This is a genomic window from Vibrio antiquarius (genome assembly GCF_000024825.1).
Classification (GTDB): domain Bacteria; phylum Pseudomonadota; class Gammaproteobacteria; order Enterobacterales; family Vibrionaceae; genus Vibrio; species Vibrio diabolicus.
Genome location: NC_013456.1, coordinates 3,141,975 through 3,157,298, shown reverse-complemented (window position 1 = coordinate 3,157,298; position 15,324 = coordinate 3,141,975). Strand labels below are relative to the sequence as shown.

Below are 15,324 nucleotides of genomic sequence, written 5' to 3'. Positions count from 1 at the left end.
AACAAAATTAGAGAAGGGAAAGTCATGCTTATCGTAGTTTCTCCAGCGAAGACTCTTGATTACGAGTCTCCGTTAGCGACAGAAAAATTTACTCAACCTGAGTTGGTCGAATACTCAAAAGAGCTTATCGATGTTTGCCGCAAACTGACTCCTGCTGATGTTGCCTCTTTAATGAAAGTGAGCGACAAGATTGCCGATTTGAATGTCGGGCGATTTCAAGAGTGGAGTGAAACGTTTACCACAGAAAACTCACGACAAGCGATCCTAGCGTTTAAAGGTGATGTTTACACAGGACTAGACGCCGAAACCTTATCTGAGGCGGACTTCGAGTATGCCCAAGATCATTTGCGCATGTTGTCTGGCCTCTATGGTTTACTAAAACCACTCGATTTGATGCAGCCATACCGTCTTGAAATGGGTACCAAGCTTGCAAACGACAAGGGCACAAACTTGTACCAGTTTTGGGGCAATGTGATTACGGATAAGCTTAACGAAGCGATTTCTGCTCAAGGTGATAATGTGCTTATCAACCTAGCATCAAATGAATACTTTAAAGCGGTGAAGCCAAAGAACTTAGATGCGCAAGTGATCACGCCAGTATTCAAAGATTGTAAGAATGGCCAATACAAGGTCATCAGCTTCTACGCGAAGAAAGCGCGCGGCATGATGGCGCGTTACATCATCGAAAACCGTATTGAGAGCGTGGCAGATCTGACTAAGTTTGATACGGCGGGTTACTACTTTGTTGAAGATGAATCGACACCAACAGAGTTAGTATTTAAACGCGAAGAGCAAAACTAAAACTGATTGAGACGCAGTCTACGTTAATCTCTATCAGTACAAACGAAAAAGGGTTGGCAGTGCCAACCCTTTGTTATGTTTTAGCTTGGGCTATTTCGCCCCAATAAGATTACTTCTTCTTAGCGGTTTTCTTTTTCGCTGGCTTCTTCTTGTCTTCTTTTTTCTTTTTCTTCTTAAACACAGGTTTTTTGTGTTTCGGACGCATCTCTTTCACGAAACGCTCTTTGATGTCTTCTTTCACGTAACGTGCAACGCGATCCATCATTGGTTGGTCGTGTGCTTCTACGATTGAGATAGCGTTACCTTTCTTACCCGCACGAGCCGTACGGCCAATACGGTGAAGGTAGACATCAGCCGTACGTGGCATGTCGTAGTTAATAACGTGTGACACATCCGGAAGGTCGATACCACGCGCAGCAACGTCCGTCGCGAGCAGCACGTTCACAGTACCATCGCGGAAGCGAGAAATCGCATTGTTACGACGATCTTGAGGCATTTCACCTTGAATCCAAGAACATGGAATCTGTGCGCTCTCAAGCTGCGCTCGTAGCTCTGCCAAACGCTCACGTGTCTTCAAGAAGACAATGGTGCGTTCTGCTTGCTGAGTAATAATGTGTTTTAGTAATTCAAGCTTGTGTTCTGCATCATCAGCACGGTGGTACCACTGAGCAATCTTCTTACGTTCACGCAGTGGCGATTTTGCATCAATTTCTGCTGGGTCATTCAACAGATCAGCGGTAAAGCCTTCTACGCCTTTACCCTCTAGTGTTGCTGAGAATAGAAGGGTTTGTTTACGCCAGCGGCACTCGTTAGATAGACGATCAACAGTAGGAGCAAAACCCATGTCTAGCATACGGTCTGCTTCATCCAGAATTAACCATTCAATCGCACGGCAATCAAAACGCTCTGCATCAATGTATTCTTTTAAACGGCCAGGCGTTGCAACCACAATGTCTTGTGTTGTCGCAAGGATATCGGCGTGCTCTTGGTATTGAACACCACCTGTGATGGTGAAAATGTTCAGTTTAGTGTTTTTTGCCAAAGCTCGTGCTTGATCGGCGATTTGCATCGCCAATTCGCGCGTCGGCGTTAGGATCAAAATACGCGCAGGTCCAGGCTTGCGACGAGGGAAGTCTTGCAAGTATTGCAATGCAGGCAGGACGAAGGCTGCCGTTTTACCAGTACCTGTTGGCGCTGACGCTAAAATGTCACGACCATCCAACGCTTGTGGAATCGCTTCTGCCTGAATTTTTGTTGGGCGTTTGTAACCCATCTCTTCAATGGCTTCAAGTAGGTTTTGGTCTAGATCAAGTTCAGCAAAGGTTCTGATCACAATGAGTTCTCCACAAGCAAAGCTTGGTTAATGGTTCGCCACAACAGCATAGAATACAAAAAGGTCGCACATTATAAAGTGATTGGTGATAAGGATCACATGTTATTTCACATCTTAAGATAAAACTCGCGGGTTAATTGGACGAAATCGTCACTGTAACCGTCATGCGAATGAATTATTAAATGTGATTCTTGAGTATCGCAAGGCTGCTTCGCCAGTTCAAATAACAGTCGATGTACCGGTTTCTTTTCTGATGGCTGTACACGACAGACTCGCGATAGATGCCAACCTTGGTGTAATGCTAGTTCAATAAACCGTTCGCCTTCGGTGATTGGTAACACAAAATTAGCTTTCCCTTGTTCATCAAGCAACTGATAGCAACGTTGTAGCAATGCGTTGTGGCGTAGCGTATCAGTGTGCCTCGCGGTTGCACGTTGACTGTGTTTCGATTGCTCGCCGCTATTGAAGTAGGGCGGATTACAAATGATACGTTGGAATGGATGCGTCGGCGTAAAGTCTAGTATGTCGGAATGATGCACACACACACGAGCTGACCAAGGCGACTGAACCACATTTTTTTGCGCAGCTTCAATGGCTGTTAATTCAATATCGACCGCGGTTATTTGAGCTTCTGTAAAGCGTTGGGCACACATCAGGGCAAGCAACCCGGTGCCAGTGCCAATATCGAGAATTTGAGCGTTGTTCGGGCTTTGAATCCAAGCACCAAGCATTACCCCATCAGTGCTGACGGGCATACCACTCTCGCCGCCCTCAATACAAAATTGCTTAAAATTGAAGCCTTTAGTTTTCAGTTTTTTGCTCTTCATGATTGTTTTATGTTTGCTCAATAATTAAGTGAATTTCTCTATTGTTTCTTAATTGTATAGATTGTTGTTTTGTTGGTTATTAAATTGTATTGTTAATTGATCGAGATAAAGAACTGGTCTGTTATTTAGATCTGGTTATATCCACTGCTTTTAAGTTTGAAAACTAAATTAATATGGTGTTTTTTTCTTAAAGGTTGCCAAATGATGAGTCTTTCGTCATTATGCGGCGAAAATTTTATAGATTGAACCACGTGTACTTATTGACTTTAGGTATACAAAAAGTGGTCTAAGCATACACAACATTCATTAATTAAAAGACAAGGGTTATCTGTGAAGCAGACGTTAAAACTAACAGATATTATCGCAGTAGGCTTTATGCTATTTGCGTTCTTTTTGGGTGCGGGCAATATCATCTTTCCACCTCTAGCGGGTCAGCTAGCCGGTGAAAACTTAATGCCAGCGATGTTTGGTTTCTTGCTAACAGCGGTAGGTCTACCTCTTATTACTATCGTTGCTATTGCTGTAGCTGGTGGTTCTTGGGATCACTTAACGCAAGACCTTCCGAAAAAAGCAGCGGTTATTATGGCTGCGTTGATCTTCATCATCATCGGTCCTGCGTTTGCTGCGCCTCGTACTGGCCTAGTGGCTTACGAGATGGCGGTGAAACCTTTCTTCCTTGAAGCGTCACAAACGCATCTCACTGCATTTTCAGTGATCTTCTTTATTGCGGCGATGATGTTCTCATGGTTCCAAGGCCGTCTTATCGACTTGATTGGTAAAGTGCTGACTCCAGCGCTGTTTGTCGGTTTGATCATTCTTGCTGTCGCGGTATTTATTGATCCTCAAGGTGACATGCTGGGCGCGCACGGTGAGTACTTAACGCAACCACTGACCAAAGGCTTCCTAGAAGGCTACAACACAATGGATACGTTCGCGTCATTGATGTTTGGCATGCTGATGGTTGATGCACTGCGCGGTAAAGGCATTACTGAGCGTTCTGCAACGACTAAATATCTGATCTATGCAGGTTGTATTGCCGCTGCCGGTCTTGCGTTTGTTTACATCTCACTATTCTACTTGGGCGCGACGAGTGCAACTGTTGCTGCTGGTGCAGATAACGGTGGTCTGGTACTTAGCCAATACGTTCAAGCGCTGTTTGGTCCATACGGTCAAATCGTTCTGTCTGTCATTGTATTACTAGCGTGTTTGACAACGGCTATTGGCTTGATTTCTGCGTGTTCAGACTTCTTCAGCTCGAAAACGCCACTGTCATACAAGCAATGGGTACTGATTAACGGTTCTGTTTGTGCGTTGGTTGCGAATGTCGGCCTTGCACAACTGATTTCTCTGTCAGTGCCAGTATTGTTTGCGCTGTACCCTGTGGCGATTGCGTTGGTTGCACTAACATTTGTACGCAGCAAACTGCCAAATCCACGTTTTGCTTACCGCGCGGTACTGCTTGTATCTTTGCTGTTTGCGTTGGTTGATGCGGCAAAAGTATCGGGTGTTGATGTTTCTGCGTTTAACATGTTGCCACTATTCGAAGTGGGCATGGGTTGGGTGCTTCCAACATTTGCGGCTATTGTGTGCATGTTCTTCATCGCGAAACCTCGTCCAGAGCTAGCACAAGAAACAGCGTAATAACTTCGCACTATCAAGATATTAAAAAGCCCGATGAATGACTTCATCGGGCTTTTTATTTTTTATCTTTGAAGCGTTCACACTATTAAAGTGTGTCGTGGAACTCCACAAGAACTTGTTCACACCATTTTTCGATGCGCTCATCACTCAGTTCGTACTGCGAGTCTTCATCTAACGCTAGTCCAACAAACTTGCTGCCATCTTCAATCAGTGCTTTCGATGCTTCAAATTCGTAGCCTTCATTTGGCCAGTAACCGATAAAGGTTGCGCCGGTTGCTTGTAATTCATCGTGAAGTAAGCCCATCGCGTCCAAATACCACTCACCGTAGCCTTCTTGGTCACCCAGACCAAACAGCGCGACAACTTTACCTTTTAATGGTGTTGTGGCGATGTCTTGCCAAATCGCGTTCCAATCTTCTTGAATTTCACCAAAGTCCCAAGTTGAGATGCCAAGGAGTAATAAGTCGTAGTCCGCCATTAGTGATAACGGTGTCTCTTTCACATTGTGAATGTCGACAAGGTCTTCACCAATAATGGTACGAATTTTCTCTGCTGCCATTTCGGTGTAGCAGGTCGTTGAGCCGTAAAAGAGTCCGATTTTCATTATATTCATCGTTATTTGTGTTGCTGTTGTGGAAGATTCTAACCATAAATTGAGGAAGATTGCAGCGAATATCCTAAGCGGGATGATTTTTTTATGGTATTGGATCGGTAGGTGCCTTAATCTAAATACTGTAAATATAAACAGATAAGGAAGCGTTCATGACGGCACAACAGCCTGTCAATCAACAAGACTTTTCGCTTGTTGAGCAATTCTTAGATGCGATGTGGATGGAGCGTGGGCTATCAGAGAACACGTTGGCTTCCTATCGAAATGATTTGATGAAACTGCTCACGTGGATGGAGAAACATCGCTACCGTCTTGATTTCATTAGTTTGTCTGGCTTGCAAGAATACCAAAGCTACCTTGTAGACTTGGATTACAAGCAGACGTCCCGTGCGCGTATGTTGTCGGCAATTCGCCGTTTATTCCAATATCTGCATCGTGAGAAAGTACGTGCTGATGATCCGAGTGCGCTCTTGGTCAGTCCTAAACTGCCACAACGCTTGCCCAAAGATATTAGTGAAGAGCAAGTGGACGCCTTGCTCGAAGCGCCAGACCCGAATGATCCTGTGGAATTGCGGGATAAAGCGATGCTGGAACTGCTGTATGCGACTGGTTTGCGTGTGACGGAATTGGTCAGTTTAACTATGGAAAACATAAGTTTGCGTCAAGGTGTTGTGCGTGTCACAGGTAAAGGCGGTAAAGAGCGCTTAGTGCCAATGGGGGAGAACGCGGTAGATTGGATCGAGACGTTTATTCAACAAGGGCGCCCTGCGTTACTTGGTGATACATCATCTGATATTGTTTTTCCTAGCAAACGCGCAAGGCAAATGACTCGTCAGACGTTTTGGCACCGTATTAAGTACTATGCTTTGATAGCAGGGATTGACACTGAACAGTTGTCGCCGCACGTACTGCGTCATGCCTTTGCCACGCATTTATTGAACTATGGCGCAGATCTCAGGGTCGTACAGATGCTATTAGGACATAGTGACTTATCGACCACGCAAATTTATACTCACGTGGCGACTGAACGATTGAAGCAGATCCACAGTCAACACCACCCAAGAGCATAACAATGGTTAGATTCATCCATGTCTTCTTGGAAAAACGATTTTATATTAAGGTGAATTTCATGAGCGTATTACGCCGACTAACTCTGCTGACTTTACCATTTTTTGTTACCGCGTGTGGTGCAGAAGAAAGTCAGGCTAAAACGGACACTCCTGCACAGCAAGTGGCACCAGCTGCGCAAAGCAGTTTTGATGAAGCAGCATTAAAAACTAAGTTCTCAAAGCTTGGTTTATCTATCGTTGATATTCAGCCATCAGAAGTTGCTGGTTTATTGGAAATCCAAACTAATGGCGGGATCTTGTTTGCTTCAAATGATGGTAGCCATTTTATCGCCGGTACGCTTTATGCCATCAATGACGATGGTAGTTACAAAGATGTCATTGCAGAGCGCCAAGCGCCGCTTAATGCGGAGAAAATCGCGCAGTTCTCCGATAGCATGATTGAATACAAAGCCGACGATGAAAAATATGCAGTGACGGTATTTACTGATATCACTTGTGGTTACTGTGTGCGTCTGCACAGCCAAATGCAAGGCTATAACGATCTAGGCATTACAGTGCGTTACATGGCTTACCCTCGCCAAGGTGCTACTGGCCCAGTGGCAGAGCAAATGGCGACGATTTGGTGTGCTGAAGATCCAAAGTCGGCAATGCACAACGCGAAAGTGAATCGTACGTTTGATAACCCTGCGAAAGACTTAAAACAGTGTAAAGAAACCATCCAATCACATTACAATCTAGGTCGCCAATTGGGAATTTCTGGTACGCCAGCGATCTTCTTACCGAATGGCGAAATGGTTGGCGGTTACCTACCACCTGCAGAGCTATTGAAACGTTTAAAGCAACAATAATCCTTTAGGAGCAGAGCCGGCAAAGTCGCCGGCTCTTTTCAAGCATGATAGAAATTCAACGACGTCCTGAACCTGATCTTTCCCTTCTTCCTGATTCCATTCCTCCGATTCTCAAACGTATCTACATCAACCGTGGGATTACGGATCCTGCGCAACTAGAAACGTCAGCTCGTGGTTTGCATTCTTACCAAAAACTCGGGGGGATTGAGCAAGCTGTCGAGCTTTTGTTTCAGGCAATAAAAGAACAAAAACGCATCATCGTTGTCGGTGATTTTGACGCTGATGGTGCGACGAGCTCTGCATTGTCGGTGCTCGCGCTGCGTATGCTTGGTAGTCACAATGTGGACTACCTAGTACCGAATCGTTTTGAAGACGGTTATGGGTTAAGCCCAGAAGTCGTTGACCAAGCATTAGAGCTTGGCGCTGAGATGATCATGACGGTAGATAACGGTGTGTCATCAATCGAAGGCGTGCGTTACGCAAAAGAAAACGGCATTACCGTGCTCGTTACCGATCACCACTTACCGGGACAAGTGTTGCCTGATGTGGATGCAATGGTGAACCCAAACCTTGAGAGCTGTCACTTTCCGTCTAAAGCGCTCGCTGGTGTCGGGGTCGCGTTTTATCTCATGATGGCACTATGCGTTCATATGCGAAAACACAATTGGTTTGCTGAGCAGGGCATGCAAGAGCCTAAGTTGATGGAACTGATTGACCTTGTTGCACTTGGCACTGTAGCTGACGTTGTCCCACTGGATGAAAACAACCGTATTCTTGTGCACCAAGGCCTGCAGCGTATTCGTGCGGGCAAAGCGCGCCCTGGCATTCAAGCATTGATTGAAGTAGCGAAGCGCGATGCGCGTCGTTTGGTGGCGTCCGATTTTGGTTTTGCTTTAGGTCCTCGTATCAATGCTGCAGGTCGCCTTGATGATATGTCATTTGGTGTTGAACTGTTGATGTGTAACAACATTCACGCCGCTCGTCGTATGGCAAGTGAACTGGATGGTTTGAACCAAACTCGTAAAGAGATTGAAGAAGGCATGAAGCAAGAAGCGATGGCTTTCTGCGAGCGTCTCCAGTTTGGTGAAGGCAGTGAGCTTCCTTACGGATTAGCCTTGTTCCAACGTGATTGGCACCAAGGTGTGATTGGTATTTTGGCCTCGCGCATCAAAGAGAAGTTTCACCGTCCAGTCATCGCATTTGCTGATGGCGGAGAAGGGACAATTAAGGGTTCGTGTCGTTCAATTCCAGGGTTACACATGCGCGATGCGTTGGATTTCATCGACACGCAAAACCCAGGTTTGATCATCAAATTTGGTGGTCACGCGATGGCGGCAGGCTTAACAATTAAAGAGCAGGATTTTGAACGTTTCAGCCGTTTATTTGATGAAGTGGTAAAAAAAGAACTCGATGAAGCGGCGCTAAAAGGCGTGATCATGTCAGATGGTGAACTTAAGCCTGAAGAATTCTCTATGCATGTCGCTGAACAGCTACGGTCTGGTGGCCCTTTTGGACAAGCCTTTCCTGAACCAATCTTTGATGGTGAGTTTAAAGTGTTGCACCAAAAGCTGGTGGGTGAGAAGCATCTTAAATTAATGTTAGAGCCGCTTTACAAAGGTCATCCTACCAATGTGATGATCGATGGCATTGCATTTAATGTCGATTTGCGTCGCTGGCCGGATGCATCAGTTAAAACGGTACGTTTAGCTTACAAATTGGATGTGAATGAATTTCGTGGGAATCAATCACTGCAATTGATGATCGATCATATCGAAGCTAAGTAATATCTAGATTAACCTTTCTTATAGAGTACGGTTGCCCCTAAGAGGGTGTAAAATTTTATGACCGTGCTCTCTCTAACCGCAATCTGATTTCTCATCCGAAATTTTCCTGTATCTCGGTCACATTTTTCAGTAGAATTTCTCGGTTAAATTCTATTCTAAAATGTTGAGTAAACATGTTTGAAATCAATCCAATTAAAAACCGTCTGCAGGACGTGTCTCAGCGCACAAATGTCCTGAGGGGGTATCTTTGACTATGACGCGAAGAAAGAGCGTCTAGAAGAAGTCAACGCAGAGCTTGAACAACCTGATGTATGGAACGAACCTGAACGTGCACAAGCACTGGGTAAAGAACGTGCATCGCTAGAAGCGGTTGTTGAAACTATTGATCAACTAGAGCAAGGTGTAGAGGACGTAGAAGGTCTTCTTGAGCTGGCTGTAGAAGAAGAAGATCAAGAAACATTTGACGAAATCGAACCAGAACTTGCTGAGTTGGAAGAGAAGCTAGAAAAGCTTGAATTCCGTCGTATGTTCTCGGGCGACCATGATAGTTCAGATTGCTACATCGATTTGCAAGCTGGCTCTGGTGGTACGGAAGCACAAGACTGGACCAACATGCTGCTGCGTATGTACCTACGCTGGGCAGAGGCGAAGGGCTTCAAAGCTGAAGTGATTGAAGTCTCTGAAGGTGAAGTCGCGGGTCTTAAGTCGGCAACAGTTCGCATCTCTGGTGAGTATGCCTACGGTTGGTTGCGCACTGAAACGGGCGTTCATCGTCTTGTTCGTAAATCTCCGTTCGATTCAGGCGGCCGTCGCCATACGTCATTTGCGTCTGCGTTCATCTATCCAGAGATTGATGAAAACATCGATATCGACATTAATCCTTCTGACCTACGCATCGACGTTTACCGTGCGTCAGGCGCAGGTGGTCAGCACGTCAACACCACAGAATCTGCGGTACGTATTACGCACGTACCAACGAACACCGTGGTTCAGTGTCAGAATGACCGTTCTCAACATAAGAACAAAGATCAGGCAATGAAACAGCTTCGAGCGAAGCTATTTGAGCTTGAATTGCAAAAGCAAAACGCGGAAAAACAAGCTAATGAAGACGCTAAGTCTGACATTGGCTGGGGTAGCCAGATCCGTTCTTACGTATTGGATGACTCACGTATTAAGGACCTCCGTACGGGCATTGAAAACCGTAATACTCAAGCGGTTCTTGATGGCGATCTGGACAAATTTATTGAAGCTAGCCTGAAATCAGGCCTATAAGCTTTTCACCGACAAAAACAGGATACATCGAAAATGACTGATGCTGTTCAAAACGAAACTGTACTAGAAGAAAATAAGCTGATTGCTGAACGCCGCGCTAAACTGGATGAAATCCGAAAGAGCTGCAAAGCAAACGGCCACCCAAACGACTTCCGTCGTGACGCACTAGCGGGCGACCTTCAAAAAGAGTTCGGTGAAAAGACGAAGGAAGAGCTAGAAGAGCTTAACCACGTGGTTGCAATTGCTGGCCGTATTATGGCTAAGCGTGGTCCATTCCTAGTAATTCAAGAAACATCTGGCCGTATCCAAGCTTACGCTGCTAAAGACGTACAAAAAGAGCTAAAAGAGAAATACCAAGGTCTTGATATCGGTGACATCATCGGTGTTAAAGGTGCGCTGCACAAATCTGGTAAGGGTGACCTATACGTGAACATGGAAGAATACGAGTTGCTAACTAAAGCACTTCGTCCACTTCCTGAGAAATTCCACGGTCTTACTGACCAAGAAATGCGTTACCGTCAGCGTTACGTTGATCTGATTGTGAACGAAGATTCACGTAAAGCATTTATTGTACGTTCTAAAGTAATGTCTGCAATTCGTAACTTCATGATCTCAAAACAGTTCATGGAAGTAGAAACGCCGATGATGCACGTGATCCCTGGTGGTGCAAGTGCACGCCCATTCATCACGCATCACAACGCGCTAGACATGCCAATGTACCTACGTATTGCACCTGAGCTATACCTGAAGCGTCTAGTGGTTGGTGGCTTCGATCGCGTATTCGAAATTAACCGTAACTTCCGTAACGAAGGTCTTTCTCCACGTCATAACCCAGAATTCACTATGATGGAATTCTACATGGCGTACGCGGATTACAAAGATCTGATGGACTTTACTGAAGAACTACTAAGCTCGGTAGCGCAAGAAGTTCTAGGTTCAACATCAATGCCTTACGGTGATGAAACGGTTGAATTTGGTGGCACTTACACTCGTATGAGCATGTTTGAAGCAATCAAGCAGTACAACCCAGATCACGCGCAAATCCAAGCGCTAACCGAAGAAGATCTACAAAACCGTGAACTGATGGTTTCTATCGCGAAATCAGTACATGTTGAAGTAGAAGACTTCTGGACATGTGGTCAGCTTCTAGAAGAAATCTTCGGTGAAACAGCAGAACCTAAGCTAATGCAGCCAACGTTCATCACTGGCTACCCAGCGGACATCTCTCCATTGGCTCGCCGTAGCGATGACAACCCGTTCTTTACAGACCGCTTTGAATTCTTCATCGGCGGCCGTGAAGTGGCGAATGGCTTCTCAGAGCTTAACGATGCAGAAGATCAAGACGCGCGCTTTAAAGCACAGGTTGAAGCTAAAGAGTCTGGTGATGACGAAGCTATGTTCTACGATGCAGATTACATCACTGCACTAGAGCACGGCCTACCACCAACGGCAGGCCAAGGTATCGGTATCGACCGTCTGGTTATGCTACTGACTAACACGCACACTATCCGTGACGTGATCTTATTCCCAGCAATGCGCCCACAAGCGTAATTTGGCAGGATGATCAAAAAAACCACCTTCGGGTGGTTTTTTTATGCCTTTTAGTTAAATAAGTTCAAGTTGTTGCATTTGCTTTTTAATAGGATATGCAAATAAACATTCGCAAAATCTCAATCTATTGCATAGTCTTAATACTGAGACAGACGTAGGGGCGCGGAGTCTCGATAATGTTACCCGCTCGCAAAGATAGGTTTGTGGCGCAAAATTTCTATTAACAATGAAAAAGGGTTAGAGAATGGCTGGGCAGTTTAAGATGGATTCCATCCCGGGATCGCTTGTGGTAGTTGGCGGTACTTATGAGCCTTGGTTATCAGTACTTGAGCAAGTGGGCTGGAAGTGTCACCAAGTGGGTGACTTACGCAAAGCTAATACGTTGTTAGAGGATATTGGTCCATGTATCGGTATTGTCGATCTCAGCCATGACGAATTCAGCTTGAACGGTTTGGCGAACTTAGTCAGTTCTCACAAACACGTGCGTTGGTTAGCGTTTATTCGTGAATCTCAGCTTGGCACTGATACTATATGCCAGTTCATTGTTAACTTTTGTATCGACTTTTTCACTGCGCCAATCCCGGATGCCCAGCTTTTAAGCACGATTGGTCACCAGCTTGGTATGCTCAAGTTGGAGAAAAAAGTTTGGCCTAGTTTTGGTAGCAGCTTAGACATGGGGCTGATCGGTGAATCTATCCCGATGAAGCGTTTACGCGATCAAGTAAAGAGAATCGGTCCGACGGACGTCAGTATTCTGATTTCTGGGGAAAGTGGTACAGGTAAAGAGGCGGTTGCTCGCGCTATCCACAAAGTCTCTTCACGCTCTCATAAACCGTTTATGGCAATTAACTGTCGCGCACTCAATGAGCAACGTTTCCAGGCGGAAGTGTTTGGTATCAATGCCGATGAAGATATGGAAGCATGCATGCTCGAACAAGCGGATGGCGGTACGGTGCTGTTTAATGACATTCTTACTATCTCAAAAGAGCAGCAAATGAATCTGCTGAGATTCTTGCAAGAAGGCACCATTGATACCAAAGATGGTGTAAAAGCGGTCAATGTGCGCATCCTTGCTGCTAACTCGTCAGATGTAGAAAAAGCCTTGATTGACGGAGATTTTAATGAAGAGCTTTATCACTACATTAACGTATTACGCATTAATGTCCCGAGCTTAAAAGAGCGCGCGAGCGATATTTCTTTGTTAGCGCGCTACTACTTACAAGAGTTTTCTAAAGAGTATAACTCGCAAGCAAAAAGCTTTTCTGAGGATGCACTCAAGGCACTGACACGTTATTTCTGGCCAGGTAACGTACGTGAGTTGATGAACCAAGTGAAACGAGCGGTTCTGATGTCTGACAGCGTAATGATTGAAGAGCATCACTTAGATTTACCTCAACGTAATGACTCAAAGCGCAGCTTGAAATCAATCCGAGAGAAGAGTGAACGTGATGCGTTGCTGGTTGTTTTGGAATCTCATTCTGGTCAAGTTTCAAATGCGGCGAAAGAGCTCGGAGTTTCGCGTGCAACCATGTATCGACTACTTAATAAACATAACTTGATTTCCGAACAAGCCATGTAGTTGGCCTTTCCCTGTGTTAAATGGGCGAATAAATACAATAAAAGAGAGTGGCCACGGAGCCGCTCTTTTTATTTTTTGTTTGGTTTGATTTATAAAATCCGCAAATTTATATATTCCTTAGGTGAATATGTTATACATAAAAGTATATGAAACTAAATTGCGGTGTATTGATTTGTTTTTAATCAAAAAGGCAAAAAATGTTTGATATATATTCATCAAAGCTTACAATTTAACCGTAACTCAATGAGTTATACCTTTCATAAACGGATTAATTTTTAGCTAGGAGGCGCAAGATGAAACATTACGTTGTTAACACCACTGCTTGCGCTGATCGTATGCCTATCGCTCCGATGACTCTTAAGTTGGATGATACCAATACCACTGGCTCACAAGATAAAAATTAATCCGTAACCTATTTTATTACTAGGCTGCGGAAAAGTAGCGGCTTAGTATCAACAGAACACCTCTGTTCATTTTACGCACTATTTTTCCCAGTCGAATACATCGATAATCGGAGAAAATATTATGCGTCACTCTATTTACCTACAACTGGCAACTTTGCTATTGAAAGCAGACCTTAAACGCGAAGAAAAGCAATGGCAGCGAACCATACGTCGCACTGCTCATGATGTTCCATGGACGAATGTTCATTTATTGAGAGATATTGGTTTAGATAGCGATGGTCGTTCCACACGCGCCAATGTTCCGGATGCAGTAAAAGTTGAACGTCGAGTTCGTCACCTTCGTCGAGTTTTAACGTCGCGAATAATGACGTAATCGTTAGCGTGTTGGACTGACTGAGTTGCTATCAAGTCATTCAACACGCTTAACGTGCGATATGAAGTCATACTTCATTTGATAAACAGCTGACCTTGAAGGTCAGCTGTTTTCGTTTGAGGGGAGCTTTACTTTTAAGGGCAAGGATTCGAGTAGGTTGTACCAATTGCTTGAATCTCAGTAAGGAGCTCATCGCTTAGTTTTAGATCGATACTGTCGATGTTGGCTTTTAATTGGTCAAGGTTGGTCGCGCCGATAATATTAGATGCTACAAATGGGCGCTGATTGACAAATGCGAGTGCCATTTGTGCAGGATCCAAACCATGCTCTTGAGCTAAATTGACGTAAGCTTCGGTCGCTTTAACACCTTGTGGAGTGAAGTAGCGCGCAAAACGCTCCCACTTCGTGCATCGAGCGCCTTCAGGTTTTGCCCCGTTTAGGTATTTACCACTCAGGCAGCCAAATGCCAAAGGAGAGTAGGCCAGTAGCTGGACACCTTCATAGTGGCTGATTTCAGACAAGCCAACTTCGAAGCTGCGGTTCAATAAGTTATATGGGTTTTGAATGGAGACAATGCGTGGCAAATCATGCTTTTCAGCTAAACGCAGTAATGACATCACACCCCACGGCGTCTCGTTTGATACGCCGATATAGCGCACTTTACCTGCATTCACTAATTCAGTAAGCGCTTCCAACGTTTCAATTAACGTGACTTCTTCTTGTTTGTCAGGGTATGGGTAGTTGAGTTGACCAAAGCAGTTGGTTTGACGCTGCGGCCAATGTAGTTGGTACAAATCGACATAATCGGTTTGTAGACGATTAAGGCTGTCATCAATTGCTGTATGGATGTGGCGACGATTAAGGCTCATGTTGTCTCTAATGTGAGGAACATTGCGAGGGCCTGCCACTTTTGTTGCCAGTACTACTTTTTCTCTTTTGCCGCTTTTTGCTAACCAATTACCGATGTATTGCTCGGTAAGCCCTTGTGTTTCCGATCTTGGCGGTACAGGGTACATCTCTGCGGTATCGATGAAGTTCACTCCATGATCAAGGGCAAAGTCGAGCTGTTCAAAGGCGTCCTTTTCTGTGTTTTGCTCGCCAAACGTCATAGTGCCGAGGCTGATTTTACTGATCTCAAGTGATGAGTGCGGTAGTTTTGTGTATTGCATATCACGTCCTTGAAGAGTTACCGACTAAATAAGTGACTCCAATATAGGGGATTTTTAGCCGC

General features: G+C 44.9%; 13 protein-coding genes. 9 read left to right on the top strand and 4 right to left on the bottom strand.

What is annotated here, in order from left to right:
* Nucleotides 1-24: 24 nt before the first annotated feature.
* A complete protein-coding gene (gene yaaA, locus VEA_RS14605) occupies nucleotides 25-801 on the top strand; it encodes a peroxide stress protein YaaA (protein ID WP_012842137.1) in 777 nt (258 codons plus the stop codon).
* Nucleotides 802-910: 109 nt separating this feature from the next.
* On the opposite strand, the gene srmB is transcribed toward yaaA, so the two are convergent.
* A complete protein-coding gene (srmB, locus tag VEA_RS14600; protein ID WP_006742678.1) occupies nucleotides 911-2,134 on the bottom strand; it encodes an ATP-dependent RNA helicase SrmB in 1,224 nt (407 codons plus the stop codon).
* A gap of 107 nt (nucleotides 2,135-2,241) precedes the next feature.
* Nucleotides 2,242-2,961: a tRNA1(Val) (adenine(37)-N6)-methyltransferase gene (locus VEA_RS14595; protein WP_041852993.1), complete on the bottom strand. Its 720-nt coding sequence runs from the start codon at nucleotides 2,959-2,961 to the stop codon at nucleotides 2,242-2,244.
* Nucleotides 2,962-3,291: 330 nt separating this feature from the next.
* Between VEA_RS14595 and brnQ the strand changes: the two genes are divergently transcribed.
* Nucleotides 3,292-4,602: a branched-chain amino acid transport system II carrier protein gene (gene brnQ / locus VEA_RS14590; RefSeq protein WP_006742676.1), complete on the top strand. Its 1,311-nt coding sequence runs from the start codon at nucleotides 3,292-3,294 to the stop codon at nucleotides 4,600-4,602.
* Nucleotides 4,603-4,687: 85 nt separating this feature from the next.
* Here the strand turns inward: brnQ and fldB are convergent, their stop codons facing one another.
* Nucleotides 4,688-5,206, bottom strand: a complete 519-nt coding sequence (gene fldB / locus VEA_RS14585; protein ID WP_005397338.1) for a flavodoxin FldB — start codon at nucleotides 5,204-5,206, stop codon at nucleotides 4,688-4,690.
* A gap of 158 nt (nucleotides 5,207-5,364) precedes the next feature.
* Between fldB and xerD the strand changes: the two genes are divergently transcribed.
* The 7 genes from xerD to VEA_RS14550 all read left to right on the top strand — a co-directional run bounded on the left by xerD (nucleotide 5,365) and on the right by VEA_RS14550 (nucleotide 14,093).
* Nucleotides 5,365-6,282 (top strand): site-specific tyrosine recombinase XerD, encoded by a 918-nt coding sequence (gene xerD / locus VEA_RS14580; RefSeq protein ID WP_005397336.1) that lies wholly within the window; start codon nucleotides 5,365-5,367, stop codon nucleotides 6,280-6,282.
* Nucleotides 6,283-6,341: 59 nt separating this feature from the next.
* Nucleotides 6,342-7,130 (top strand): bifunctional protein-disulfide isomerase/oxidoreductase DsbC, encoded by a 789-nt coding sequence (dsbC, locus tag VEA_RS14575; protein ID WP_012842135.1) that lies wholly within the window; start codon nucleotides 6,342-6,344, stop codon nucleotides 7,128-7,130.
* 44 nt (nucleotides 7,131-7,174) lie between these two features.
* A complete protein-coding gene (recJ, locus tag VEA_RS14570; protein ID WP_006742673.1) occupies nucleotides 7,175-8,914 on the top strand; it encodes a single-stranded-DNA-specific exonuclease RecJ in 1,740 nt (579 codons plus the stop codon).
* Nucleotides 8,915-9,087: 173 nt separating this feature from the next.
* Nucleotides 9,088-10,186 (top strand): peptide chain release factor 2 gene (prfB, locus tag VEA_RS14565; RefSeq protein ID WP_100068604.1). Its coding sequence is split into 2 segments (ribosomal slippage): nucleotides 9,088-9,162 and nucleotides 9,164-10,186, totalling 1,098 coding nucleotides; the frame shifts between segments, so codons are not numbered across the junction.
* A gap of 33 nt (nucleotides 10,187-10,219) precedes the next feature.
* Nucleotides 10,220-11,737, top strand: coding sequence for a lysine--tRNA ligase (lysS, locus tag VEA_RS14560; protein ID WP_005397328.1), 1,518 nt, complete (start codon nucleotides 10,220-10,222; stop codon nucleotides 11,735-11,737).
* Nucleotides 11,738-11,981: 244 nt separating this feature from the next.
* The gene (gene vpsR / locus VEA_RS14555; RefSeq protein WP_006742671.1) at nucleotides 11,982-13,316 is read left to right on the top strand and encodes a cyclic-di-GMP-binding transcriptional regulator VpsR; all 1,335 of its coding nucleotides are present in this window, start codon (nucleotides 11,982-11,984) and stop codon (nucleotides 13,314-13,316) included.
* A 525-nt stretch (nucleotides 13,317-13,841) separates the two neighbouring features.
* Nucleotides 13,842-14,093, top strand: a complete 252-nt coding sequence (locus VEA_RS14550) for a hypothetical protein (protein WP_005397324.1) — start codon at nucleotides 13,842-13,844, stop codon at nucleotides 14,091-14,093.
* A gap of 134 nt (nucleotides 14,094-14,227) precedes the next feature.
* Here VEA_RS14550 and VEA_RS14545 read toward each other — a convergent pair whose 3' ends face one another.
* Complete coding sequence (locus tag VEA_RS14545; protein WP_012842134.1) at nucleotides 14,228-15,262, bottom strand: NADP(H)-dependent aldo-keto reductase; 1,035 nt, start codon at nucleotides 15,260-15,262, stop codon at nucleotides 14,228-14,230.
* Between the last annotated feature and the right edge of the window lie 62 nt (nucleotides 15,263-15,324).